The following is a 25,560-nucleotide window of genomic DNA, read 5'->3' as shown; positions in this document are numbered from 1 at the left end:
CATGCTTTACGATCTCAACCTGCACATGGGCTATCTCTACGATACGCTGGCATCCGGTGCGCGCCACATCATTCGCGTCATGCCGCTCTCCATCCCCGGACGACAAAGGCTGATCGCGGGTTCACTCAGTGTCTCTCCCACGCCTGAAGAACGCACCGCGTTCAACGATTTCTTCCAGCAAAGCGCGACCTCGGTCTTTCTGCGCGCACCGCACGACAAGCTCGATATTCGCATGCAGGCCCGCGTTTCGGTCGATAGCGCGTCACTACCGGCGGATTTCTCGCCGACGCTGTCAAGGTTGCCGCGTGAACTGGCAACCGTCTGGTCGCTTGATGCGGAGTCCCCGCACCATCTCGCAGGCTTCAGCCCACGCATCGGCGAGAACGCCGCGATTGCAGCCTATGCCCGCGAGACCATCACGCCTGACATGACGATCCGCGATATTGCGCTGGCGCTCTGCAAACGCATCTACAAGGATTTCAAATATGACGGCGAAGCAACCACCGTCGACACCACCCCCGCGCAAGCCTTCAAACTGAAACGCGGCGTCTGTCAGGATTTCTCGCATATCATGATTTCGGCACTCCGCAGCCTCGGCATTCCCGCAGGCTATGTCAGCGGCTTTCTGCGCACCACCCCACCGCCGGGCAAGGAACGGCTGGAGGGCGCAGACGCCATGCATGCCTGGGTACGGGTGTGGTGCGGCGAAACGACAGGCTATATCGAGCTGGACCCGACCAATGACATCGTTGCCGGCAATGACCACATCGTAGTGGGTTACGGCCGTGACTACGCCGATGTCGCCCCGGTCATCGGTGTCTTGAAAAGCTACGGAAATCAGCAGGCAACCCAGGCCGTCGACGTCATCCCCGTCAAAGATTAGACAAGAAGCACAGACCTGCCCCGAATCGGTACAGCCTGCTGCGCCACGATGGCGCATCTGCCTGTTTTCAACGGAAATATGTTCCGCTTTGATCATTCGCTAAAATTGCTGACGTAACGTTAGGAAAATCTACATTACCCGCCTGTAGACCTCTCACCAGGGTTACAATTGAACAGGTGGACATGATGTTCAACAGGGCTGGAATGAAGACACGTCTGGGCGCTCTGGTGAGCGACCGGCAGGGTAATTTTGCAATCATGACCGCCTTGACGCTGCCTTTGCTGATGGGCGTGGCGGGGGCTGGGCTTGAGCTCACCAGAGCCCTTCAGGTCAAATCCGATATCCAGAATGCCGCCGACGCCGCAACACTTGCCGCTGCCACGAAATTCCGCGAGACCGCCGGCGAAATGAGCGATGAAGAGCTCAAGACCGAAGTGACCAGGTTTCTCAGCGCCTCTGAATTTGCACAGGAATTAAGTGACGATGACAAAAAAATCCTCGACCCGACCCTCGCAGCAAATGCTCTGAGCGACGTGGAAAAGAAGGCGGCTGGCGTAGCAATCGGAACCGCCACATCCCGGTTCAAGACGGATAAGGGCACCGGCTTCAAGGTTTCCACCACCATCAATTACCAGATGCCGCTCAATCCGATGCTGGAGTTCATCGGCGCTAAGTCGATCACGCTCAGCGCCACCAGCACATCGCAAAGCAGCTTCAACAATGGCGCGCCGCTGTCCATGTATCTTGTCCTGGATCGCTCGGGATCCATGGCGTTCAAAACCGACACCGTCGACAAGAGCAAATACAGTTGCTCCAACTATGATGCGGTCAACTGGCCAAACCCGATGCGCAGCACCCGCCCCTGCTACGTTGACAAGATCACCTCGCTCAAGACGGCTGTCAGCTTTCTCGTCGAGACTCTCAACACATCCGACCCCACCTATAAATCCAATGGCAATCCGGCGTCCCAATTGGTCAGAACAAGCGCCATCGCTTACAATGACAAGGCATCGCCAACGCAGGGTCTGGACTGGGGCACCAAGAGATCTGGCAGCTATGTCAATGCGCTCTCGGCAACGGGCGGCACCGACGCAAGCGGGGCGCTCAGCGCCGCCTTTGAAGCACTAAAATCGTCCAATCCGGCAGAAGCCAACGCCCACAAGGAATCCGGAAACGAGTCGTTCCAGCGGATCATCGTGCTGATGACGGACGGTGAAATGACCGGCAACAGCGCAAACTGGTCTTCTTTCGTAGACAATGCTGTCCGAACCACCTGCGCCCGAGCCAAGGCAGACGACATCAAGATTTACACGGTTGCATTCATGGCGCCGGACAAGGGCAAGTCTCTGCTTCAAGCCTGCGCCACGAGCCTCGATAATTACTACGCGCCCGAGAATATGGAAGAGATTGTCGCGGCCTTTGGCGATATCGCCAAGAAAGCCGCAGGAAACGTCAGCCGCCTTACAAACTAAAGTTTTAACTGTCGCCTGATACACCACGCAAACCACGCCGGTTTGCGTGGTTTTTTATTGTTTTCGCACGGCGTTTATAAGCATGTCTTAACTCTCTAAGTCATTCACGTTTCCGACAAAACGGCTGTTGCCACGACCGCGTATCGGTGCATAAATTGCAACCACGACAGCCGCGCCGATCGACAGAATCAGACACTATCCTCCCAACAAGGTGCTGACCGACCAATGATCAATAAACTCGAAACAAACGATCTTCCCCGCCCCGCCCCGCGCAGCTCCGAACCGGAGGTTCTGGCTTCCGAAATCATCGAAAGACTGACCTACCGCATCGGCAAGGACGTCAAGGTCGCAAAGCCGCATGACTGGCTAACAGCCACCATTCTCGTCATCCGCGACCGCGTCATCGACAAATGGATGGAATCGACCCGCAAGGCTTACCAGCATGATTCCAAGCGCGTTTATTATCTGTCGCTAGAGTTTTTGATCGGTCGCCTGATGCGCGATGCCATCTCCAATCTCGGATTGATGGGCCAGATCAAGGAAGCGCTGACCTCGCTCGGCGTCGAGTATGATGTCATTGCCGGGCTGGAACCGGATGCGGCGCTGGGCAATGGCGGTCTTGGCCGCCTCGCCGCCTGCTTCATGGAGTCCATGGCAACCGTGGATATTCCGGCTTACGGCTACGGTATTCGCTACGTGCACGGCCTTTTCCGCCAGCAGATGGCCGATGGCTGGCAGGTGGAATTGCCTGAGACATGGCTTGCTCACGGCAACCCATGGGAATTCGAGCGCCGTGAAAGCTCCTATGAAATCGGTTTTGGCGGTGGCGTCGAAACCGTCGGTGGATATGAAGACCCTGAGCGGTTCGTCTGGAAGCCATCCGAGCGCATGATCGCAACCGCCTTCGACACACCTGTCGTCGGCTGGCGCGGAACCCGCGTCAACACGCTGCGGCTCTGGTCGGCCCAGCCAATCGACCCCATCCTGCTTGCCGCCTTCAATGCCGGTGATCACATCGGCGCGCTGCGAGAAAGCAACAAGGCCGAGTCGCTGACCCGCGTTCTCTACCCTGCCGATGCCAACCCGGCGGGCCAGGAACTGCGCCTGCGGCAGGAATATTTCTTCTCGTCGGCTTCCCTGCAGGACATTCTGCGCCGCCACTTGCAGCAATATCCAGATTTCACCAACCTGCCGGACAAGGTCTCCATCCAGCTCAACGATACGCATCCGGCCATTTCCATCGCCGAAATGATGCGCCTTCTGTGCGACGTGCATGGGCTCGATTTCGACGAAGCCTGGAAGCTGACGCAGGGCACATTCTCCTATACCAACCACACGCTGTTGCCCGAGGCGCTGGAAAGCTGGCCGGTGCCATTGCTGGAGCGCCTGTTGCCGCGCCACATGCAGATCATCTACGCGATCAATGCCCAGACGCTGGTCTTTGCCCGCAAGGAAAAGAAGCTGGTCGATCAGCAGATCCGCTCCATCTCGCTCATCGAGGAAGGTGGAGAGCGCCGCGTGCGCATGGGCAATCTGGCCTTCATCGGCTCGCATTCCATCAACGGCGTGTCGGCACTTCATACTGAACTGATGAAGGAAACGGTGTTTTCCGACCTTCACATGCTTTACCCAAACCGCATCAACAACAAGACCAACGGCATTACCCCACGCCGCTGGCTGATGCAGTGCAACCCCGGCCTGACAGACCTGATCCGGCAGTCAATCGGTGATGATTTCCTAGACGATGCGGAAAAGCTCGTAGCCCTTGATCCCTTTGCTGATGACGCGGGCTTCCGCGAGAAGTTTGCGCAGATCAAGCGTCAGAACAAGGTGCGCCTGGCTAATCTGGTCGCGCAGCGCATGGGCATACGCCTTGATCCATCGGCCATGTTCGACATCCAGATCAAGCGCATCCACGAATATAAGCGTCAGCTTCTAAACCTTGTGGAAGCCGTCGCCCTTTACGATCAAATTCGCTCGCGCCCGGAACTGGATTGGGTGCCGCGCGTTAAGTTCTTTGCTGGTAAAGCCGCGCCAAGTTATCACAATGCAAAGCTTATCATTAAGCTAGCCAATGATATCGCGCGCGTCATCAACAACGATCCGGCGGTTCGCGGTCTTCTGAAGGTGGTTTTCATTCCAAACTATAACGTGTCTCTTGCGGAAATCATGGTTCCGGCGGCTGATCTGTCCGAGCAGATCTCCACGGCTGGCATGGAAGCATCCGGCACCGGCAACATGAAATTTGGTCTGAATGGCGCGCTCACCATCGGCACGCTGGATGGTGCCAACGTCGAAATGCTTGAGCATGTCGGCGCTGACAACATCATGATCTTCGGCAAGACTGCGGAAGAGGTCTCCAAAGCCCGCGCAGATGGACACAATCCACGAGCGATCATCGAAAATTCCGCCGAACTGTCACAAGCCCTGTCCTCCATCGCATCGGGCGTCTTCTCGCCGGATGACCCTTCGCGCTTCGCAGGGCTGATGGACGGCATCTACAACAATGACTGGTTCATGGTCGCCGCAGATTTCGACGCTTACGCCCAGGCACAGCGTGACGTCGATACGATCTGGAGCGATCCTAAGAGCTGGTACGAAAAAACCGTGCACAATACGGCGCGTATGGGCTGGTTCTCGTCCGACAGGACGATCCGCCAATATGCGTCCGAAATCTGGAGAGCCTGATGAAAAAACCGCTCAATGCTGCCGAAGAGAAAAAGACTGGCACTATCGCTAAGGCTGAGATCGAGGCAATCAAGAGCGGTTTGCATTCCAACCCCTTTGCCGTCCTGGGTGTCCACCAGGCACCGGACGGCTTTGTGGCACGCTGTTTCATCCCCGGCGCAGAAGAAATCACCGTGATGACACTGGACGGCACCGTTGCGGGCACGCTTGTCCGCACTGATGCCGACGGTTTCTTCGAAGGCCCCATCACGCTTTCGAAACGCCAGCCCATCCGTTATCGCGCACTGCGCGACGACGCCGAATGGGCGGTGACCGACCCCTACAGCTTCGGCCCGGTTCTGGGACCAATGGATGATTACCTCGTGCGCGAAGGGTCGCATCTGCGCCTGTTCGACAAGATGGGCGCGCATCCCCTCAAGCTTGAAGGCGTCGAAGGCTTTCATTTTGCCGTCTGGGCACCTAATGCCCGGCGCGTTTCGGTGGTGGGCGACTTCAACAATTGGGATGGCCGCCGCCACGTCATGCGCTTTCGCAAGGACACCGGCATCTGGGAAATCTTTGCGCCTGACGTTTACGCCGGTTGCAGCTACAAGTTTGAAATCATCGGCCCGCATGGCGATCTGCTGCCGCTCAAAGCTGACCCCTATGCCCGCCGCGCCGAGCTTCGCCCAAAGAACGCATCCGTCACCACACCGGAACTCGTTCAGGAATGGTCCGATGATGCGCACCGCAAGCATTGGGCCAGCGTCGATCAACGCCGCCAGCCCATAAGCATTTACGAGGTCCACGCCTCATCCTGGCAGCTTGGTGAAAACGGCGAGTTTCTGACATGGGATGAGCTGGCCGCACGGCTGATCCCCTACTGTGCCGACATGGGCTTTACCCATATCGAATTCATGCCGATTTCAGAACATCCCTATGATCCGTCCTGGGGTTATCAGACCACCGGCCTCTATGCGCCGACAGCGCGTTTCGGTGAGCCGGAAGGCTTTGCCCGTTTCGTCAACGGCGCGCACAAGGTCGGCATCGGCGTTCTCTTGGATTGGGTTCCTGCGCATTTCCCTGTCGATGAGCACGGCCTGAAATGGTTCGATGGCACTGCGCTCTATGAGCATGCCGATCCGCGTCAGGGCTTTCACCCGGACTGGAACACCGCGATCTACAATTTCGGTCGCCTTGAGGTCATGTCCTACCTCGTGAATAACGCGCTCTATTGGGCCGAAAAATTCCACCTTGATGGCCTGCGCGTCGATGCCGTCGCCTCGATGCTTTATCTCGATTATTCCCGCAAGGAAGGCGAGTGGGTTCCCAATGAATATGGCGGGCGCGAGAACCTCGAATCCGTACGTTTTCTTCAGCAGATGAACACGCTGATCTACGGTCATCATCCCGGCGTCATGACCATTGCCGAGGAATCCACCTCCTGGCCGAAGGTCTCGCAGCCCGTGCACGAAGGCGGGCTTGGCTTCGGATTCAAGTGGAACATGGGCTTCATGCACGACACGCTGAGCTACTTCCAGCGCGAGCCTGTCCACCGCAAGTTCCACCATCAGGAACTCAGTTTCGGCCTTCTCTATGCCTTCACAGAGAATTTCGTGCTGCCGATTTCGCATGACGAAGTGGTGCACGGCAAGGGTTCGATGATTGCCAAGATGCCGGGCGATGACTGGCAAAAATTCGCCAATCTTCGCGCCTATTACGCCTTCATGTGGGGTTATCCCGGCAAGAAACTGCTGTTCATGGGTCAGGAATTTGCGCAATGGAGCGAGTGGAGCGAGAAGTCCTCGCTCGACTGGAACCTGCTGCAATATCATATGCATGAGGGCATGCGCCGCCTCGTGCGCGACCTGAACTTCATGTACCGCTCCAAGGGTGCGCTGCATGCGCGCGATTGCGAGCCGGAAGGCTTCCAGTGGTTGATTGCCGATGACCACGAAAATTCGGTTCTGGCATGGCTGCGTCTGGCACCCGGTGAAAAGCCGGTCGCCGTCATCTCCAACCTGACGCCTGTTTACCGGGAGAATTTCTACGTGCCGTTGCCGACAGCAGGTCGCTGGCGCGAAGTGCTAAACACCGATGCCGAGATTTATGGCGGCACCGGCAAGGGCAATGGTGGGCGCGTTCAGGCTGTGGATGCAGGTGGCACTATCGGTGCGACACTGACATTGCCGCCGCTGGCCGTCATCATGCTGGAGCTCGAAAACTAAAAAGGCATCGAACACAAAATCGACGCCCTTATATCGTGGGAACATACGGAATTTTATGGGAGGATTGCTATGAGTGAGAAAAGAATTCAGCCGCTGGCGCGCGATGCGATGGCTTACGTGCTTGCCGGTGGCCGTGGCAGCCGCCTGAAAGAACTGACGGATCGCCGCGCCAAGCCTGCCGTCTATTTCGGCGGCAAGGCGCGCATTATCGATTTCGCGCTGTCGAATGCGCTCAATTCCGGCATCCGCCGCATTGGTGTCGCTACGCAGTACAAGGCGCACTCCCTCATTCGCCACCTTCAGCGCGGCTGGGACTTCTTCCGCCCCGAACGCAATGAAAGCTTCGATATTCTGCCGGCCTCCCAGCGCGTGTCCGAAACGCAATGGTACGAAGGCACCGCCGACGCGGTCTTCCAGAATATCGACATCATCGAGTCCCATGGCCCGGAATATATGGTCATTCTGGCGGGCGACCATATTTACAAGATGGACTATGAATACATGCTGCAGCAGCATGTGGATTCAGGCGCAGATGTCACCATCGGTTGCCTTGAAGTTCCGCGCATGGAAGCCACAGGCTTCGGCGTCATGCATGTGAATGAAAAAGACGAAATCATCGCCTTCATCGAAAAGCCTGCGGATCCACCGGGCATTCCCGGCAATGAGGACATGGCGCTTGCCTCAATGGGCATTTACGTGTTCCACACGAAGTTCCTGATGGATTGTCTGCGCCGCGATGCCGCCGATCCCAATTCCAGCCGCGATTTCGGCAAGGATATTATTCCGCATATCGTCGAGCACGGCAAAGCCGTCGCGCACCGCTTCGCCGCCTCCTGCGTGCGCTCGGATTTCGAGCATGAACCCTATTGGCGCGATGTCGGCACCATCGATGCCTATTGGCAGGCCAATATCGACCTAACCGACATCGTCCCGGATCTGGATATTTATGACAAGTCCTGGCCGATCTGGACCTATGCGGAAATCCTGCCGCCCGCCAAATTCGTGCATGACGATGACAAGCGCCGTGGTTCGGCCACCTCGTCAGTTGTGGCGGGTGACTGCATCATCTCAGGCTCGTCTCTCAACCGAAGCCTCCTGTTCACAGGTGTCAGGGCCAATTCATATTCACGCCTTGAGAATGCCGTAGTACTGCCGAGTGTAAAGATCGGTCGTCACGCGCAGCTCAGCAATGTGGTGATCGACCATGGCGTGGTCATTCCGGAAGGTCTGATCGTTGGCGAGGACCCGGAACTGGATGCAAAGCGCTTCCGCCGCACAGATAGCGGCATTTGCCTGATAACCCAATCGATGCTCGACAAGCTGGATCTGTAGACCTCATGAAAGTTCTTTCGGTTGCGTCCGAAGTTTATCCACTCATCAAGACAGGGGGGCTCGCCGATGTTGCCGGCGCGCTTCCCATCACCCTGAATAAATTCGGTGTCACCACGCGCACCCTCATCCCCGGTTATCCGGCGGTGAAGGCAGCTGTGGCCGATGCCGTCAAGATCGCCGAGATGGATCTACTCGGCGAACATGCCGATATTCTGGAAGCCCATCACGAAGGTCTCGACCTTCTGATCCTCGATGCGCCCGCCTATTATGATCGCCCCGCCGGTCCCTACCTCGATTCTACCGGCAAGGATTTTGCCGATAACTGGAAGCGTTTTGCGTCACTGTCTCTAGCGGCAGCCGAGATCGCCGCTGGCAAGCTGCCGGGCTGGACGCCGGACCTTCTGCACGCCCATGACTGGCAGGCCGCCATGGCGCCGGTCTATATGCGCTATGCTGAGACGCCGGAAATTCCGAGCATCCTCACCATCCACAACATCGCCTTTCAGGGCCAGTTCGGCGCCAATATCTTCAGCCAGCTCGGTCTTCCCGCGCATGCCTTCAGCACCGAGAGCATCGAATATTACAACGATGTCAGCTTCCTCAAGGGCGGCGTGCAGACGGCAACGGCCATCACTACCGTCAGCCCCTCCTATGCCGAAGAGATCCTCACGCCGGAATTCGGTATGGGGTTGGAGGGCGTTATCAGAAGCCGCGCCCATGTCATGCATGGCATCGTCAACGGCATCGATGCCGAGGTCTGGGACCCGGCAAGCGACCACCTGATCAACCACAATTATTCCTCCGCCAATCCCAAGCTGCGAACGCTGAACAAGGCGGCGGTGGCAAATCATTTCCGCATCGATCAGGATAGCGGACCCCTGTTCTGCGTCATTTCGCGCCTCACATGGCAAAAAGGCATCGATCTGGTCAGCGAAGTCGTTGACGATATCGTCGCCATGGGTGGCCGTCTGGTCGTGCTGGGCGCTGGCGAAATTTCGCTGGAAGGCGCGCTTCTGGCCGCAGCCTCCCGCCATCCCGGCCGCGTCGGCGTCGCCATCGGTTACAATGAACCGCTATCGCACCTCATGCAGGCGGGCTGTGATGCCATCATCATTCCCTCGCGCTTTGAGCCCTGCGGTCTCACTCAGCTTTATGCCCTGCGCTACGGCTGCATTCCGGTCGTGGCCCGCAATGGCGGGCTGAACGACACCGTTATCGATGCCAACCATGCCGCCATCGCTGCAAAAGTCGCAACCGGCGTGCAGTTTTCATCCATCACCGCCGACGGTTTGCGGCATGCCATTCGCCGCACCGTGCGCTTCTATCGCGAACCAAAATTGTGGACGCAGATGCAGAAGCAGGGCATGAAATCGGACGTTTCCTGGGAAAAAAGTGCCGGCCTTTATGCCGACCTTTATGCCCAGCTCATTTCGAAAGGCCAATAAATGACGATCACCACTGTTCAGACAAAACCATTTCAGGACCAGAAGCCTGGCACGTCGGGCCTTCGCAAGAAAGTGCCTGTGTTTGCTCAGGAAAACTATGCGGAAAACTTCATCCAGTCGATCTTCGACAGCCTGGAAGGCTTTGCCGGACAGGCGCTGGTGATTGGTGGCGATGGCCGTTATTACAACCGCGAAGTCACCCAGAAGGTCATCAAGATGGCCGCTGCGGCCGGTTTCGGCAAAATTCTGGTCGGTCAGGGCGGCATTCTCTCCACCCCTGCGGCATCGCACATCATCCGCAAATACAAGGCCTTCGGTGGCATCGTTCTCTCAGCCAGCCACAATCCCGGCGGCCCGAACGAAGATTTTGGCATCAAGTACAATATCGGCAATGGCGGCCCGGCACCGGAAAAGATCACCGATGCCATTTTCGCACGCACCAAGGCCATCGAAACCTACCGCATCGCCCAGGCAGCCGATGTGGATCTGGATACGATCGGCACCTATGATGTTGCGGGCATGGCCGTAGAGGTCATCGATCCCGTGGCCGATTACGCAGCCCTCATGGAAGAGCTGTTCGATTTCGCAGCCATCCGCGAACTCATCGCCGGTGGCTTCAAGGTCGTGGTCGATAGCATGAGCGCCGTCACCGGCCCTTACGCGGTTGAAATCATCGAAAAGCGCCTCGGTGCGCCTGCCGGTTCCGTGCGCAACTCCATTCCCCTGCCCGATTTTGGTGGCCACCACCCGGACCCGAACCTCGTTCATGCCAAGGAAATGTATGACGACGTGATGAGCGCCGATGGCCCTGATTTCGGCGCTGCCTCCGATGGCGATGGCGACCGCAACATGGTGGTCGGCAAGGGCATGTTCGTGACCCCGTCTGACAGCCTTGCCATCATTGCCGCCAACGCGACGCTGGCACCCGGCTATGCCGCTGGCATCTCCGGCATTGCCCGCTCCATGCCCACAAGTGCAGCCGCAGACCGCGTGGCTGAAAAGCTTGGCATCGGCATGTACGAAACGCCGACCGGCTGGAAATTCTTCGGCAATCTTCTGGATGCTGGCAAGGTCACCGTCTGCGGTGAAGAAAGCTTCGGCACCGGCTCCAACCACGTGCGCGAAAAGGATGGCCTCTGGGCCGTGCTGTTCTGGCTGAACATCGTCGCCGCCCGCAAGGAAAGCGTCAAGGATATCGTGACGCAGCATTGGGCCGAATATGGTCGCAACTATTATTCGCGCCACGACTATGAAGAGGTTGATAGTGACGCCGCCAACACGCTGGTCGCCATCCTGCGCGAAAAGCTGGCGACCCTGCCCGGCACCACCTATGGCGCGTTGAAGGTCAAGGCTGCCGATGACTTCGCTTACAATGATCCGGTCGATCAGTCCGTCAGCAAGAACCAGGGCATCCGCATCCTCTTCGAAGGCGGCTCCCGCATCGTCATCCGCCTCTCCGGCACCGGCACATCCGGCGCGACGCTCCGCCTTTATGTCGAACGCTACGAGGCAGACGCATCCCGCCACAACATCGAAACGCAGGAAGCACTCGCCGACCTGATCTCTGTGGCCGACACGATTGCTGGCATCAAGACGCATACGGGCCGCGATGCACCGACTGTGATTACGTGATCTGAGACGGCGCGGCCGGGTTACCTCTCCCCTTGTGGGAGAGGAAGAAAAATCATGATCTTAGCGAAGCTAAGTCATAGATTTTTCAGGTGAGGGGTCCGCCGAGGGTGAGGCAAACCCCTCACTTGCGATTTCTAGCACTTAAGCTTCGCTTAAAATGCTGAAATCGCTTTCTCTCCCACAAGGGGAGAGATACCCAGCCGCACCGTTACATTCTATCTTCGTCAACGAAAGCTCACGAATATGCCCCCCACCGTTTCCCCAACAGGCGCAACCCTCACGGCAAACGGCACGGCATTCTCCGTCTATTCCCGCCACGCCTCCCAGATCGACCTCTGCCTTTTCGACGCCACCGGCAACACGCAGACCGCCCGCCTGCCAATGCAGCGCGATGAAAACGACATCCACACTATCACCACAGATGCCCCCATCGGCACCCGCTACGGCTTTCGCGCCGATGGCGTCTATGCGCCCGACCACGGCCTGTGGTTCGATCCGTCCAAACTCCTGCTCGACCCCTGTGCCACCGAGATCGACCGCCCTTTCGCCCATGATGCTACGCTTTTCACCTTTGGTGCCGATACCGCTCACGTCATGCCGAAAGCCATCGTGTCCCAGCACAAGCCCGTAGAGCGGCAAGCGCCGCTGTTTTCACCCGGTGGCCTGATCTATGAGGTGGCCGTCAAGCCGCTCACCATGCTGCACCCGGATGTGCCCGAGCCTATCAGGGGAACAGTCGCAGCCCTCGCCCACCCCGCCATCATCGCACACCTGAAGACCATCGGTGTCGATGCCATCGAACTGATGCCCATTACCGCCTGGATTGATGAGCGTCACCTGCCCCCGCTCGGCCTCACTAATGGCTGGGGCTATAACCCCGTCGGCTTCATGGCGCTCGATCCGCGCCTGTGCCCCGGTGGCATGAATGAATTGCGCGATACGGTTGCCGCGCTGCATGAAGAGGGTATCGGCGTCATTCTCGATCTCGTCTTCAACCACACGGGCGAAAGCGACCGCTTCGGCTCCACCCTATCGCTGCGCGGGCTGGATAACCTCACCTATTATCGAAACTTGCCTGATGATCCCGGCACGCTGGTCAACGATACCGGCACCGGCAACACACTGGCCTGCGACCATCCGCAGGTTAGCCAGCTTATCGTTGAAACACTCAGGCACTTCGTAGCCCATGCAGGCATAGACGGTTTCCGCTTCGATCTCGCCCCCATTCTCGCCCGCACCGCCACAGGCTTCGATGCAGACAGCGAAACTCTGAAATCCATCCACGCCGATCCGTTGCTGCATGACCGTGTGATGATTGCCGAGCCGTGGGATGTCGGCCCCGGCGGCTATCAGCTCGGCAATTTCCCGGAACAGTTTCTCGAATGGAACGACCGCGCCCGTGATGATCTGCGCCGTTACTGGCGCGGCGATGCGGGCACGACCGGCGCGCTGGCCGACGCGCTGGCGGGTTCATCCGCCATCTTTTCGCGCCACAACCGCACGCAAACCCGCAGCATCAACTTCCTCGCCGCCCATGATGGTTTCACGCTTTACGATCTCGTCTCCCACAGCCACAAGCACAACGAAGCAAATGGCGAGGACAACCGTGATGGCCACAATGAGAATTTCTCGTGGAACAACGGCGTCGAGGGCCTGACCGACGATCCTGCCATCCAGTCAGCCCGCAATGCCGATATCAAATCCATGCTCTCCACCCTGTTCGTCACCCGTGGCACCATCATGCTGACAGCGGGCGATGAAGGCGGACGCAGCCAGCAGGGCAACAACAATGCCTATTGCCAGGACAATGCCATCACATGGGTGGATTGGTCTTCCCTTTCGCCGGAACTGATCGAGCACACCGCCTTTCTCGCCGCACTGCGCAAGCGCTTCGATGTCTTCAGCGAGGCCGGTTTCTTCTCCAGCCTAAGCGACGATGTCGAGTGGCTCTCACCATCCGGCGAGCCGATGACGGTGGCCGATTGGGAAAGACCTGATGGCACGCCGCTTGCCATGCTGCTCAAAACGCATGATGCGCAAACGGATCAAGCCACACGCCTTGCCGTCCTTTTCAACCGCAGCCACGACATCGTGCCCTTCACGCTGCCGGGACAATGGCAGCCCATGGGCACGGATTTTGGCAACCCGGCCTATCTCCCGGCACGCTCGGTGGTGTTCTACCGGCAGGGCTGATTGCTGCATTGCAAAAAGCCTGTTGTTCGTTAGAGTCAGTCCTACTGAATGTGCTGGCACTACCCCTGAGATAACAAACATCGAGAGCAACCATGCCCAAGGAAATCTCTCTGTCCGAGGTCAAAAACCTTGTCGATACCGAAGTCGGCGTTTCCGACTGGATCTCCGTCGATCAAGCCATGATCGATGCCTTTGCCAAGGCAACGCAGGATGACCAGTTCATCCACACAGATCCTGAGCGGGCGAAAGCCGAGAGCCCCTTTGGCGGCACAATCGCCCACGGCTTTCTCACCCTGTCGCTCCTGTCTGCCATGAATTACAGCGCCTTGCCCAAGATCCGCGAACAGACCATGGGCATCAATTACGGCTTCGACAAACTCCACTTCGTCGCCCCGGTCAAAAGCGGTGCCCGCATTCGCGGCCATTTCACCCTGGCAGAAGCCCGTTTCCGCGGCGCAGCCATGCTCATGACCACCTATGACGTGACCGTGGAAATCGAGGACGAGAAAAAACCCGCCCTCACCGCCCGCTGGACCACCATCAGCCAGTTCAACCCGGAAGACAGGCCAGAAGACGATTGAGCGCGCGCCCTATGCCGCTTTGCGCACTTGGCCGTGCCGCTTATCAGCCAAAGCAAAGCGGCTGATCATCTCGCGCAGACGCTTGCTTTCCTGCGCCAGCATGTTGCTGGCGGCTGTCGCCTCCTCCACCATGGCGGCGTTGCGCTGGGTAACCTGGTCCATTTGGTTGACTGCAGCATTAACCTCAGCGAGGCCGGTCGATTGCTCCTTGGCCGCAATGCCGATGGAGGCCATGTGCTCGTTGATGGTCTGAATATGCACCTGCACCTCACCAAGCGCCTGCGTCGTGTCCGTCACCAGTTCCACACCGCCACGCACGTGAGAGCCCGATTGCCCGATCAGCAGGCGAATTTCCCTGGCCGCCTTGGACGAGCGCTGTGCCAGCTCGCGCACTTCCTGCGCAACGACGGCAAAGCCACGGCCCGCCTCCCCTGCACGCGCCGCTTCCACACCGGCATTCAAAGCGAGAAGATTGGTCTGGAAAGCAATCTCATCGATAACAGTGATGATGCTGGTAATCTGCTGCGATGAGCTTTCAATCAGCGACATGGCTTCGGTCATGCGGGCCAGAACCTTGGCGGAATCTGCCACGCTTTGCTGCGCCTGCCCGGCCACGTGCTGCGCATCCTGCACGCGCTCGGTGGAACCCTGAACGTTGGTCGTAATCTGATCAAGCGCCGCCGCCGTCTGCTCAAGCGAGGCAGCCTGTTGTTCCGTTCGGCTGGAAAGATCGGCAGCACTGCCGCTGATTTCGCCCGCACCTCCATCGATGGAATGGGCAGCCTCCACAACGGTGGAAAGCGTATTGGCCAGCTCTGCCACGGAGCGGTTGAAATCCTGCCGCAAACACTCGAATTCCGGCGCCAGCGGCGTTTCGATTGAGAAAGCCAGATTGCCATTGGCCAGTTCCTGCAAACCCTGCCCCAAAAGGGCCGTTGCGTGGTCGAGTTGGGCAACCCGCTGCTGCGCCTGCCGTTCGTTGGCGTGGCGTTCCCGCTCGGCCGCCTCGCGCTGTGCAATCGTCTCTGCCTCCAGGCTTTCCTTCAGCAGGGAATTGGAGCGGAAAATCTCCATGGCTTCCGCCATGCTTCCCAGTTCGTGACCCGTTCCCTTGCCGGGAATATCGACATCCAGCTGCCCGGCGGACAGGTGGGTCATGGCCTGAGTCAGTCCACGCAAAGGGCGAACGATGGAGCGACCGACAACAACCGCCAGAGCCAGCTGCACCGCAGCGGCAACCACAAGCGTGCCCATCAGAATGAGCATCCGGCGGGCATTATCGGCAGTGGCTGCAGCCTCGGTTGCCGCCTGCGTTGAAGCAAGGGACTGCCTCAGCGCTTCGAATTGTGGATCAAGTTGCAGCTCCATCTGCCGCAGCTCTTCCGTCATCATGCGCTGGGAAACCGACCGCTCTGCAAAATCATGAAACGCCTTGCGATATTTTTCCAACAGGCCCGAAATCTCTGCGCTCTGGCCCGCCGCATAGGTGGAAGCGGGAAGCGCCTCCATCGCATCGACACTCTTGTCGAGCTGCTGGATATATTTCGGATCGCCGCGCAGCATGAAATCCTTCTCATAGCGGCGGGCTTTTAGCAGCAGGACTTCCACAGTTGGATTGTTACTGCCGGTCAGTATCTTTTCCACAGCATGGATGGCGCCGCGCAACTGGCCCTGCAAACCATCATCCGCCGTAAAGCCCAGCTCCCGCGTGGTTCCAGCCAGCCGTTTAAACGCTGCGCCATAGACATCCACTTGCTGGCGCAAAAGCACCAATTGCTTTGCCTCGGAAGTATCAGGCGCAAGCGCGGCCAACGGGGTATCCACCGCAGAAACAAGCTTGGCATGCCTTGCATCAACCTGCTTTTCAAGCTCTTGCGTCGGCGATTGTAAAAACCGCCCTGCACTCAAACGAAGATTTTGAAAGAGATATCCAGCTTCCGTAACCTGATCGGATATCTTCTTTGAAAAACTGAGTTGTTCTTCCGTGTGTTCTTCAAACTCCTGAGCATCCCAGAAGAGAAATCCGACACTCAACATTCCAAGCAGAGAAAAAAACGCCAGCATCCATGTGCGGGCAGCAATTGAAAACCTCGAAAGATACATTGGCATTTCCTCGCTTACGGTGGATTGTGAAAGTTTTATGACAGTTTTGTGACAATTTACTCCACTCGATAAACAAACAATTAAACTACAGATTGAATTCGCGAAATATCCTTGGAATTGCTGCAAAACTGCAGAAAGGTCCGAAAAACCCATCGACTTCCAAGTCTTATACGTCTCCGATATTGCAATTCATCAATTGTTTTCGAAAGTTCACCAATACAACGTCTTCGAAGTACTTTCAGAAATAGCGATCGCAATATGAAGCAGATGAATCACTGTCTCCATATGGTTGCAATCCGTGCCCGCGGCGAAACATCGGAATTCCGACCCCCATTTCAAAAAGAAATTCAATGCCGGATGTCTCCAACCGCGTGCTGTTCTTGTGCACCATTCGAGCAAACATGCATTGTGCGCAACTTTTCTCGTCCCAAGCCCGGAACCCGTCTGCGCACTCTGCGTTGAAGAAAACATGCTTTGAGGGGGAAAAATTCATGGCAACACCGGTCACGCAGATCGACGATACGTCCGAGCCGAAAACGGAGCTCAAGCGGGTCATCGGCCCCGGCCTTCTGCTCCTTTTCATCGTTGGTGATATTTTGGGCACCGGCATTTACGCTTTGACGGGCCAGGTTGCCGCAGAAGTGGGCGGCGTTGTCTGGCTTCCCTTCCTCATCGCGTTTGGCGTGGCGCTGCTTACCGCCTGCTCCTATCTGGAACTGGTCACGAAGTATCCCAAGGCCGCCGGTGCAGCACTTTATACGCACAAGGCCTTTGGCGTGCATTTCATAACGTTTCTCGTCGCTTTCACCGTCATGTCGTCGGGCGTCACCTCTGCCGCCACGGCGTCGCGCGCCTTTGCCGCCAATTTCACCACTGTCACGGGGTTTGATTTCGGTGCCTTTGGTGTGACCGGTGTCGCCATCGCCTTCATCGCCGCCATCGCGCTCATCAATTTTCGCGGCGTGGGCGAAAGCGTCAAAATGAATGTGGTGCTGACGGTGGTCGAGTTGACCGGCCTTCTCATTATCATCGGCATTGGCTTCTGGGCCATTGGGAACGGTCAGGGCGATGTCTCACGCGTGTGGACCTTTGAACCTGCGGGCGATAGCGGCGTCATGTGGTCAGTCGTTGCAGCCACCACGCTTGCCTTCTTCGCCATGGTCGGCTTTGAGGATTCGGTCAATATGGCAGAGGAGTGCAAGCAGCCCTCGCGCATCTTCCCCAAGGTGCTCCTGGGTGGCCTCGCGATAACAGGCGTCATTTACATTCTCGTTGCCATCTCGGCCATCACGCTGGTGCCAGCAGCGGATCTGGGTGAAGGCGAAACGCCTTTGCTGAAAGTCGTCGCAGCCGGTGCACCAAACTTCCCCATCGGCATTTTCGGCGTCATCACCATGTTTGCCGTCGCCAATTCCGCGCTCATCAACATGATGATGGCAAGCCGGCTGATCTATGGCATGAGCCGCGAGAACGTGCTGCCGCCAGCACTCGGCAAGGTCCACAAGGCCCGCCAGACCCCTTATATTGCCATTGTCTTCACCTCGATCATCGCCATAGGCCTCATCGCTTTCGCAGGCGGCGTGCCCGCGCTGGGTGGCACGACGGCGCTGCTGCTGCTGGGCGTCTTCACCATCGTCAACATCGCGGTTCTGGTGCTGCGCAAGGACAAGGTAGAGCACAAACATTTCCGAACCCCGACCATCGTGCCGATCATCGGTGCTGCCAGCTGCTTCTTCCTCGTCGGCCCATGGACAGGCCGCGACCCGGTACAATATTCCATCGCCGGTGTGCTGCTCTTCATCGGCGTGCTGCTATGGCTGGCCACAATCAGCTACATGAAGATGCAGCGTAGGTCCGCGTAATCTTACCGGAAGCGCTAGAGCGTCTTCGGTGAACACGGGTTCACCGGAGACGCTCTATCTATTAGTTTTTAGGCAATTGCCGACGCAAAACAGGTTCCCACTTTTGCGGAAATCGCTCTAGCCCGCGTCCTGTGCGCCCTCTTCCAGCAGACCAAACACATAGTCCGCAAATGAGCGCCAGCACTCCACCCGGAACGTGTCTTCCGTGACCCGCAAAAGCACGACTTCCGCCTTGCCGAACAGCGTGCGTGAGCATGCGCCGACGGGGAAGGCATCAAGCGAGAGATTTTGCGGGCATCCGGCGTTCAGCGTCGCTTCCGCACCTTCGCCGGACACTGTCATGGCGACATTGCGGTGGGAAACGTCGGTGGCGGAATGGGCAGCGGTAACGCTGGCGCAGGCTTCCATCAGGTTGCTTTCGCCCTGGTCGATGACAAGCCACTCATCCGGCCCGAGCCAGAGTGCAGCACGCAGCGCTGAGGTGGTAGACGTCTTGGGCGTCTGCGGCAGACTGATATCCAGCGCCTGCGAAAGCTCTGTCACCGCATCGGCCTTGGCGCGCAGCGAAAGCCTGTAGGCGGGCGCTGCAACCTTGATCGAGACATTTGCAGACCCGGCGCGAGCGCCTTCCAGAACCGATGTGCGGTTTGCCACTATAATATCAGCCATTGATGCGGCCCCCTTCCTTATCGAAGAACACCATGTCCGTCACCTCAACAGCAATCGTCTTGTCGGCGAGCGGAATATACAGTGTTTCGCCCATCCGCGCCCGGCCACCCGCCACCAGCCCGAAGGCGATGGAACGGCCAAGATTTTCAGACCAATAGGATGATGTCACGTGGCCCAGCATCGTCATCGGCTTAGGCTGGTCCGGATCAGCCACGATCTGCCCACCCTCTTCCGGCACGTCATGCGGGTTTTTCGGCAGAAGGCCGACAAGTTGCTTGCGCCCTTCCCGTGTCAGATCAGAACGTTGCAAGCCGCGAATACCGACGAAATCCGTCTTCTTCTTGGAAACCGCCCAGCCAAGCCCCGCATCATCAGGCGTCACCGTGCCGTCGGTATCCTGACCCACGATGATATAGCCCTTTTCGGCACGCAGAATATGCATGGTCTCCGTGCCATAGAGGCAACCGCCCACGGCTTCAGCCCGCTGCGCAATCTCTTTCCACACGGCAGGGCCGAAATCGGCGGGAACGTTGATTTCGAAACCGAGTTCGCCGGTGAAAGAAACGCGGAACAGCCGTGTCGGCACGCCGCAAATCGTACCCTCGGCAATGGCCATATGCGGGAAGGCTTCGGGCGAAAGATCGATGCCCTCGACCAGCGGCGTGATCACCTCACGCGCCTTCGGCCCCTGCACGGCAATCACAGCCCATTGCTCGGTGGCCGATGTCAGCCACACATTGAGCTCAGGGAATTCGGTCTGAAGGTAGTCTTCCATGTGCTGCAGCACGCGCGGCGCACCGCCGGTTGTCGTCGTCACATGGAAACGGTCTTCAGCCAGACGCCCGACAACGCCGTCATCATAAACGAAGCCATCTTCACGGGTCATGATGCCATAGCGGCAGCGGCCAGGTTTCAGCGTGTCCCAGGCATTGGTGTAGAGCAGGTTGAGAAACTTCGCCGCATCCGGCCCGACAACCTCGATCTTGCCCAGTGTTGACGCATCGAACACGCCCACCGTTTCGCGCACCGTCTTGCATTCGCGGTTCACGGCCTGGTGCATGTCCTCGCCAGCACGCGGGTAGAACCACGCACGCTTCCAGTTGCCCACGTCCTCGAAAGCGGCTCCGGCTGCCTCTTCCAGCGCATGCATCGGCGTCTTGCGGGCCGGGTCAAACAGGTGGCCTCTGGAATGGCCAACCAGCGTGCCGAAGGTGACAGGCGTATAGGGTGCGCGGAAGGTCGTCAGACCCACTTTGGGCAGATCGCGGCCCAAGGCTTCGGATGCGATTGCCAGGCCGTGCATGTTGGACATCTTGCCCTGATCGGACGCCATGCCATTGGTGGTAAAGCGCTTGATGTGCTCGATGGAATGCATGCCTTCGCGCACCGCCAGACGAATATCCTTGGCGCAGACATCGTGTTGGAAATCGATGAAGGCTTTGACATTCTCGCCTTCGCCCGCCCCTTCGGCGGCACCGATCATGCCGCCAGTCCACGAATGGGCATTATGGCCGGAATACTCCACAGCACCGCCGCCGGCAGCAGCGGATTCGGCAATCAGGGCACCAAGATCATCCGTACCATTGCAGGCGCCGATGGAAACGCATTCCTGAACATGCACATCTGGCAGAAAACGCTGGTTCGCCGTGTCATATTTCAGCTTGCCGCGAGATTGCGAGAAGAGATGCACGGATGGCGTCCAGCCTGCGGAAATCACCAGCGCATCGATCTTGATCTTGCGCTTGGATGAGCCGCCATTGCGACCCACCGTCATGGAGGAAACCCGCAGACGCCCCGCCGTATCATAAACGCTGTGGCCTGCCAGCACCTCGATGCCCAGCGTGCGCGCCTCATCCAGAAGCTTCGCATCCGGGTTTGCGCGGCAATCCACGATGGCGGCAATGGCGACACCAGCCCGCTTCAGGTCAAACGCCGTCTCATAGGCCGAGTCATGCGCGGTGTAGACACCGACATTATGGCCAACCGCCACGCCGTAATGGTTGAGATAGGTCCGCGCCGCAGACGCCAGCATGATGCCCGGGCGGTCATTATTGGCAAAAACCATGTGCCGCTCGATAGCACCTGTCGCCATGACCACCTTACCCGCACGCACCTGCCACAGGCGTTCGCGCGGCTGATGTCCCGGTGTTGCAAGGTGGTCGGTCACGCGCTCGGCCAGCGCTATGAAATTGTGGTTGTAGTAGCCAAACACAGTCGTGCGCTGCAGAACCTGCACATTCGGCATGGCTTTCAGCTCGGCCAAGGTTCTCTGCGCCCAGTCATAGCCGTTCAAACCATCGATGGTCGTGCCGGTATCGAAGCGAAGCGCGCCGCCAACCTCCGGGTTCTCATCGACCAGCATGACCTTCGCGCCGGTCTTTGCCGCAGTCAGTGCTGCCGTCAAGCCGGCCACGCCACCACCGGCCACCAGCACGTCGCAATGGGCGAAACGGCTGGCATAATGGTCGTTGTCACCTTCCTTCGGCGCGCTGCCAAGGCCCGCAGCGCGGCGGATGATGGGCTCATAGAGCTTGTCCCAGGCAGCCTTCGGCCACATGAAGGTCTTGTAGTAGAAGCCCGCCACGAACATGGGCGAGAAAAAATCGTTGATGGCACCCACGTCGAAGGACAGCGACGGAAAGCGGTTCTGCGATGAGACAATCGCCCCATCGAACACTTCCTGCACCGTCGCACGCACATTGGGCTGCTTGCGGCTGCTGTCTCTGGACACATCGATCAGCGCGTTCGGCTCTTCCGGCCCGGCAGATAAAAACCCGCGTGGACGGTGATATTTGAACGAGCGGCCAATCAGGTGCACGCCGTCTGCCAGAAGGGCAGAGGCAACCGTGTCGCCCTGCAACGCCGTGTGGCTCTTGCCATCGAAAGTAAACCGCGCTGTGCGGGCGGGTGTCAGGCGGCCAGCGCCCTTGATGCGATAAGCGCCACTCATCGGGCTGCTCCTTCACTTGCAGCCATGATCGTCGCCTCATCGGGCTTCGGCTCACCCGCCTTGTAGGTCAGATGGAACTTGTCGGTGACGGAATGACGGGCCGCATTGAAGAAGCGTCCGCAGCCGTGAATATGCCGCCAGCGCTCGAACACCATGCCCTTGTCATTGTCGCGCAGGAAGAAATATTCGGAAAATTCCTCGTCGGAAATGGCCGAGATGTTTTGCGGCCGCGCAATATGCGCCTCGCCCGCCCAGCGGAACTCCAGCTCGGAACGCTCATCTTCACAATAGGGACAACGGATCAACAGCATGTTCTTGCCTCAAAGAGAGCTTTCCGGAACGACCGTTCCGGCGGGTTGGTCACACAGGCGCTTTCCCATGGTAATATAGGGGTAGAGCCTGTTCATCAGTTCATCGACACTGCTAAAGGCGCGGAAAACCTTGGTCTTGCCCAGATTGACGACAGCCATCGTCATCGGGTTGATGTTGAGAACGACAGGCGCTTCCTGCCCGCCATCCTCTTTTTCCGCCACGAAATACACCGCCTTGTCGCCAATCACGGGCGCGCAGAGAAGCATTCCCTTATCCGCCACAAACGGCCAGTCCGCCTCCCCTTGCGCCTTGGCTATTGCCTGAACCCGGAAGTCGTCCACATCAGGCACAAGCGTGCTGACCGGCAAAGGAGCGGTCGCAACGGCTGCGGCAAGAAGGGCTTCAGGCACCATCAATGCGCCACCGCCGCAGCTGCCGCCTCATCGATCAGCCGTCCGGTGCGGAAGCGGTCAAGGTTAAGGCCTTCTGCCAATTTATGCGGCTCGCCACGCGCAATCAGATGCGCAAACAGATGAGCAGATCCCGGCGTCGCCTTGAAGCCGCCGGTACCCCAGCCACAATTGACGAAAAGGTTCGGCACGGGCGTCACGCTCTGAATGGCGGAGCGATCTGGCGTGTTGTCGGTAATGCCGCCCCATTGGCGCATCATCTTCACCCGACGGAACATCGGAAATAGCTCGCAGATTGCATCCAGCGTGTGGGTAATAATCTGCAAACCGCCGGTCTGGGAATAGGAATTATACTGGTCCGTGCCAGCACCAATCACCAACTCACCCTTGTCGGATTGCGAAATATAGGCATGCACCGTGTTGGACATGACAACGCAGGGGAAAATCGGCTTGAGCGGCTCCGATACCAGTGCCTGCAACGGGTTGGAGGCAAGCGGCACCCGCACATCGGCCATTTTCATGACGACAGAGGAATGCCCTGCGGCAGAAACGCCGATTTTCTTGGCACCGATGAAACCGCGATTGGTTTCGACACCTGTCACCGCACCGTCAGGCCCGCGCCGGATGGCCGTCACTTCGCAGTTCTGGATCACATGCACACCACGGTCGGATGCCGCACGGGCATAACCCCAGGCGACCGCATCATGCCGCGCCGTGCCGCCACGACGCTGAAGGGCAGCACCATTGATGGCGTAACGCGCATTCGCGGAAATATCGAGCGGCGAACAGTAGGCCTTGGCCTGTTCCGGTGTCAGCCATTCATTATCGATACCGTAGAGCCTGTTGGCATTGATGTGGCGCTTGAAGCTCTGCTGGTCATGCACATTGTGCGACAGCATCATCACGCCACGAGCGGAATACATCACATTGTAGTTGAGATCCTGGCTCAAGCCTTCCCAAAGCTTGAGGGAATGCTCGTAAATATCCATGCTCTCTTCATAGAGATAATTGGAGCGGATGATGGTCGTATTGCGCCCGGTGTTTCCGCCACCGATCCAGCCCTTTTCCAGCACCGCGATGTTGGTAATGCCGTGTTCCTTGGCCAGATAATAGGCCGCACCCAGCCCATGCCCGCCACCGCCGATAATAATGACATCGTAGGACTTGCGTGGTTCGGGGGAAGCCCATTGCGCATCCCAACCCTTATGTCCACGCAGGGCCTCACGAGCGACGGCGAAAACCGAATATTTGCGCATTGGGCGAACCACTCCTTGAAACCGGGCTGGATACTCTTCCGGCAGAACCATACACATGGCAAATGAATTAGAGCGGGAATGTTCATTTTGCGACGCGCCACTACAAAGTATCGACATGGGCCTGCGGAATGGCTCAAACCGTGCATTTTAGGGCTCAAACACAGTTAATCACTGGACTTTGGAGAAGCAATCTGGTATCGCACACCACCAATCGCGCGGCGTAACGGCCAAACGAACGATTTTTTGTTTGCTTGCGAATGCCAATTCACACGGCAAAATAACCAACCAAAGGAACGGGATTCACGTGCAGGTACTAGTCCGCGACAACAATGTTGATCAGGCGCTTCGCGCTCTCAAGAAGAAGATGCAGCGTGAAGGCATTTTCCGCGAGATGAAATTGCGTGATCACTTTGAGAAGCCGTCTGTAAAGCGTGCTCGCGAAAAGGCCGAAGGTGTTAGCCGTGTTCGTAAGTTGGCCCGCAAGCGCATGCAGCGCGAAGGTCTGATTGCAGGCCCACGTGCACCAGCGGCTCGCGCATAAGGTCGTTTTTTCGACGTTTTTGAATGTTTATGGGGCGGGGGCGATTTTTCGCCGCCGCTCTTTGAGTTTATGACCGTGGACCGGGCTTGGTAGAGGGAACCCAAATCGCATGAACGCTGTTGATACAAGTGCTTCCCGAAATCCGTTTGTTGCAAGCGGCGTATCCCAGAGAAAAAACATGCGGCTTTTGCCTTCTCTCGTTATTTGCGGTGTTCTTGCAACCCTGTCGGGCTGCGCCACCTCCTCCCCGCAGACCAATGACGTATTCCAGTTGGACCGTGCACAGGGCTCGGAAGGAAACATCGCGTCGCTGACCTCGGTCATCAACGCCAATCCGCAGGATCCTGAAGGCTATAATGTTCGCGGCTCCGCCTATGGCCGCGCGGGCGATTCCAAGCGCGCCATCGCAGATTTCGAGCGCGCCTTGCAGCTCAATCCGCGTTTTTACCAGGCCTATGCCAACCGCGCCCTCGTCTATCGCAACATGAACCAGCAGCAGCTGGCTTTGCAGGATTACAACAGCGCGCTTCAGATCAATCCGAGCTATGACGTGGCGTTAATCGGTCGTGGCAACCTCTATCGCCAGACAGGCCGCGTCAATGAAGCCTTCAACGATTTCTCCTCCGCCATCAATCTGGATACGACCGATGGTCGCGCCTGGCACAATCGCGGCCTGATCTATCAGGTCCGCAACCAGCACACCCAGGCCATCGAGGACTTCTCCAAGGCCATCTCGCTTTCACCAAATTCGCCAGAGCCATATAATGGCCGTGGCATCTCCTATGTCGCCATGAATGACGATGAGAACGCCTTTGCAGACTTCAACCACGCCATCGCTCTCGATGGTGATCTGGCTGAATCCTGGGCAAACCAGGCGTTGGTCTATGAGCGCCGTGGTGAACGCGACAAGGCTGCCAAATCCTACGGCCACGCCGCCCGCCTCGACCCGAAATACAAGCCAGCTGTAGATGGCCTCGCCCGCACCCGTGGCGGCGCCCGCGCCTCATAATCGAACACTCGACAT

The 25,560-nt window shown here is 58.0% G+C and carries 18 protein-coding genes; 12 read left to right on the top strand and 6 right to left on the bottom strand.

Going from position 1 to position 25,560, the window contains the following annotated elements; genetic code table 11:
* The first annotated feature begins 1 nt into the window (after position 1).
* The 9 genes from ACQZ51_RS06060 (at position 2) to ACQZ51_RS06020 (ending at position 14,433) form a co-directional block, all read left to right on the top strand.
* Positions 2-883 (top strand): transglutaminase family protein, encoded by an 882-nt coding sequence (locus tag ACQZ51_RS06060; protein WP_448776008.1) that lies wholly within the window; start codon positions 2-4, stop codon positions 881-883.
* A 182-nt stretch (positions 884-1,065) separates the two neighbouring features.
* Positions 1,066-2,355 carry a vWA domain-containing protein gene (locus tag ACQZ51_RS06055; RefSeq protein WP_448776006.1) on the top strand — a complete coding sequence of 430 codons (1,290 nt, stop codon included), beginning with the start codon at positions 1,066-1,068 and terminating at the stop codon, positions 2,353-2,355.
* Positions 2,356-2,580: 225 nt separating this feature from the next.
* The gene (locus ACQZ51_RS06050; RefSeq protein WP_448776004.1) at positions 2,581-5,043 is read left to right on the top strand and encodes a glycogen/starch/alpha-glucan phosphorylase; all 2,463 of its coding nucleotides are present in this window, start codon (positions 2,581-2,583) and stop codon (positions 5,041-5,043) included.
* On the top strand, positions 5,043-7,250 hold the full coding sequence (gene glgB, locus ACQZ51_RS06045) for a 1,4-alpha-glucan branching protein GlgB (RefSeq protein ID WP_448776003.1): 2,208 nt from the start codon (positions 5,043-5,045) through the stop codon (positions 7,248-7,250). The genes ACQZ51_RS06050 and glgB overlap by 1 nt, the downstream gene beginning before the upstream one ends.
* Positions 7,251-7,319: 69 nt before the next feature.
* Positions 7,320-8,582: a glucose-1-phosphate adenylyltransferase gene (gene glgC / locus ACQZ51_RS06040; RefSeq protein ID WP_448776001.1), complete on the top strand. Its 1,263-nt coding sequence runs from the start codon at positions 7,320-7,322 to the stop codon at positions 8,580-8,582.
* A 5-nt stretch (positions 8,583-8,587) separates the two neighbouring features.
* Entirely contained in the window at positions 8,588-10,027 is a 1,440-nt protein-coding gene (gene glgA, locus ACQZ51_RS06035) for a glycogen synthase GlgA (protein WP_448775999.1), read from the top strand.
* Complete coding sequence (locus ACQZ51_RS06030; protein WP_243255089.1) at positions 10,028-11,659, top strand: alpha-D-glucose phosphate-specific phosphoglucomutase; 1,632 nt, start codon at positions 10,028-10,030, stop codon at positions 11,657-11,659. It abuts the gene before it with no gap.
* A gap of 243 nt (positions 11,660-11,902) precedes the next feature.
* Positions 11,903-13,852 carry a glycogen debranching protein GlgX gene (gene glgX / locus ACQZ51_RS06025; protein WP_448775998.1) on the top strand — a complete coding sequence of 650 codons (1,950 nt, stop codon included), beginning with the start codon at positions 11,903-11,905 and terminating at the stop codon, positions 13,850-13,852.
* Positions 13,853-13,944: 92 nt separating this feature from the next.
* Positions 13,945-14,433, top strand: coding sequence for a MaoC family dehydratase (locus ACQZ51_RS06020; RefSeq protein ID WP_448775996.1), 489 nt, complete (start codon positions 13,945-13,947; stop codon positions 14,431-14,433).
* A 9-nt stretch (positions 14,434-14,442) separates the two neighbouring features.
* On the opposite strand, the gene ACQZ51_RS06015 is transcribed toward ACQZ51_RS06020, so the two are convergent.
* Complete coding sequence (locus ACQZ51_RS06015) at positions 14,443-16,536, bottom strand: methyl-accepting chemotaxis protein (protein ID WP_448775994.1); 2,094 nt, start codon at positions 16,534-16,536, stop codon at positions 14,443-14,445.
* 491 nt (positions 16,537-17,027) lie between these two features.
* Here ACQZ51_RS06015 and ACQZ51_RS06010 point away from each other — a divergent pair, with 491 nt between their 5' ends.
* Complete coding sequence (locus tag ACQZ51_RS06010) at positions 17,028-18,398, top strand: APC family permease (protein WP_448775993.1); 1,371 nt, start codon at positions 17,028-17,030, stop codon at positions 18,396-18,398.
* Between the two features lie 117 nt (positions 18,399-18,515).
* Here the strand turns inward: ACQZ51_RS06010 and ACQZ51_RS06005 are convergent, their stop codons facing one another.
* From ACQZ51_RS06005 to ACQZ51_RS05985, 5 genes are read right to left on the bottom strand one after another with little or no spacing between them, the layout of a single operon-like run.
* Positions 18,516-19,067 carry a sarcosine oxidase subunit gamma gene (locus tag ACQZ51_RS06005; RefSeq protein WP_448775991.1) on the bottom strand — a complete coding sequence of 184 codons (552 nt, stop codon included), beginning with the start codon at positions 19,065-19,067 and terminating at the stop codon, positions 18,516-18,518.
* Positions 19,060-22,017, bottom strand: a complete 2,958-nt coding sequence (locus ACQZ51_RS06000) for a sarcosine oxidase subunit alpha (RefSeq protein WP_448775989.1) — start codon at positions 22,015-22,017, stop codon at positions 19,060-19,062. Before ACQZ51_RS06000 ends, ACQZ51_RS06005 begins: the two co-directional genes overlap by 8 nt.
* Positions 22,014-22,328, bottom strand: coding sequence for a sarcosine oxidase subunit delta (locus ACQZ51_RS05995; protein WP_448775988.1), 315 nt, complete (start codon positions 22,326-22,328; stop codon positions 22,014-22,016). Before ACQZ51_RS05995 ends, ACQZ51_RS06000 begins: the two co-directional genes overlap by 4 nt.
* Positions 22,329-22,337: 9 nt before the next feature.
* A complete protein-coding gene (locus ACQZ51_RS05990) occupies positions 22,338-22,742 on the bottom strand; it encodes a hypothetical protein (protein WP_448775986.1) in 405 nt (134 codons plus the stop codon).
* Entirely contained in the window at positions 22,742-23,995 is a 1,254-nt protein-coding gene (locus ACQZ51_RS05985; RefSeq protein ID WP_448775984.1) for a sarcosine oxidase subunit beta family protein, read from the bottom strand. The genes ACQZ51_RS05990 and ACQZ51_RS05985 overlap by 1 nt, the downstream gene beginning before the upstream one ends.
* 304 nt (positions 23,996-24,299) lie before the next feature.
* On the opposite strand from ACQZ51_RS05985, the gene rpsU reads away from it, so the two are divergent.
* Entirely contained in the window at positions 24,300-24,536 is a 237-nt protein-coding gene (rpsU, locus tag ACQZ51_RS05980) for a 30S ribosomal protein S21 (RefSeq protein WP_042617620.1), read from the top strand.
* A 109-nt stretch (positions 24,537-24,645) separates the two neighbouring features.
* Positions 24,646-25,545 carry a tetratricopeptide repeat protein gene (locus ACQZ51_RS05975; protein WP_448775983.1) on the top strand — a complete coding sequence of 300 codons (900 nt, stop codon included), beginning with the start codon at positions 24,646-24,648 and terminating at the stop codon, positions 25,543-25,545.
* Positions 25,546-25,560: the final 15 nt, after the last annotated feature.

This window comes from Agrobacterium sp. CG674 (assembly GCF_053521645.1).
This window is presented reverse-complemented; position numbering and strand designations above follow the sequence as displayed.

Excerpts from the sequence above, each read along its gene's own strand:
- ACQZ51_RS06005 (WP_448775991.1), bottom strand. The coding sequence starts at position 19,067 with ATGGCTGATATTATAGTGGCAAACCGCACATCGGTTCTGGAAGGCGCT.
- ACQZ51_RS06020 (WP_448775996.1), top strand. The coding sequence starts at position 13,945 with ATGCCCAAGGAAATCTCTCTGTCCGAGGTCAAAAACCTTGTCGATACC.
- ACQZ51_RS05985 (WP_448775984.1), bottom strand. The coding sequence starts at position 23,995 with ATGCGCAAATATTCGGTTTTCGCCGTCGCTCGTGAGGCCCTGCGTGGA.
- ACQZ51_RS06030 (WP_243255089.1), top strand. The coding sequence starts at position 10,028 with ATGACGATCACCACTGTTCAGACAAAACCATTTCAGGACCAGAAGCCT.
- glgX (WP_448775998.1), top strand. The coding sequence starts at position 11,903 with ATGCCCCCCACCGTTTCCCCAACAGGCGCAACCCTCACGGCAAACGGC.
- ACQZ51_RS05990 (WP_448775986.1), bottom strand. The coding sequence starts at position 22,742 with ATGGTGCCTGAAGCCCTTCTTGCCGCAGCCGTTGCGACCGCTCCTTTG.
- glgB (WP_448776003.1), top strand. The coding sequence starts at position 5,043 with ATGAAAAAACCGCTCAATGCTGCCGAAGAGAAAAAGACTGGCACTATC.
- glgA (WP_448775999.1), top strand. The coding sequence starts at position 8,588 with ATGAAAGTTCTTTCGGTTGCGTCCGAAGTTTATCCACTCATCAAGACA.
- ACQZ51_RS06010 (WP_448775993.1), top strand. The coding sequence starts at position 17,028 with ATGGCAACACCGGTCACGCAGATCGACGATACGTCCGAGCCGAAAACG.
- ACQZ51_RS06055 (WP_448776006.1), top strand. The coding sequence starts at position 1,066 with ATGATGTTCAACAGGGCTGGAATGAAGACACGTCTGGGCGCTCTGGTG.
- ACQZ51_RS05995 (WP_448775988.1), bottom strand. The coding sequence starts at position 22,328 with ATGCTGTTGATCCGTTGTCCCTATTGTGAAGATGAGCGTTCCGAGCTG.
- ACQZ51_RS06000 (WP_448775989.1), bottom strand. The coding sequence starts at position 22,017 with ATGAGTGGCGCTTATCGCATCAAGGGCGCTGGCCGCCTGACACCCGCC.
- ACQZ51_RS06015 (WP_448775994.1), bottom strand. The coding sequence starts at position 16,536 with ATGTATCTTTCGAGGTTTTCAATTGCTGCCCGCACATGGATGCTGGCG.
- ACQZ51_RS05975 (WP_448775983.1), top strand. The coding sequence starts at position 24,646 with ATGAACGCTGTTGATACAAGTGCTTCCCGAAATCCGTTTGTTGCAAGC.
- ACQZ51_RS06050 (WP_448776004.1), top strand. The coding sequence starts at position 2,581 with ATGATCAATAAACTCGAAACAAACGATCTTCCCCGCCCCGCCCCGCGC.
- glgC (WP_448776001.1), top strand. The coding sequence starts at position 7,320 with ATGAGTGAGAAAAGAATTCAGCCGCTGGCGCGCGATGCGATGGCTTAC.
- ACQZ51_RS06060 (WP_448776008.1), top strand. The coding sequence starts at position 2 with ATGCTTTACGATCTCAACCTGCACATGGGCTATCTCTACGATACGCTG.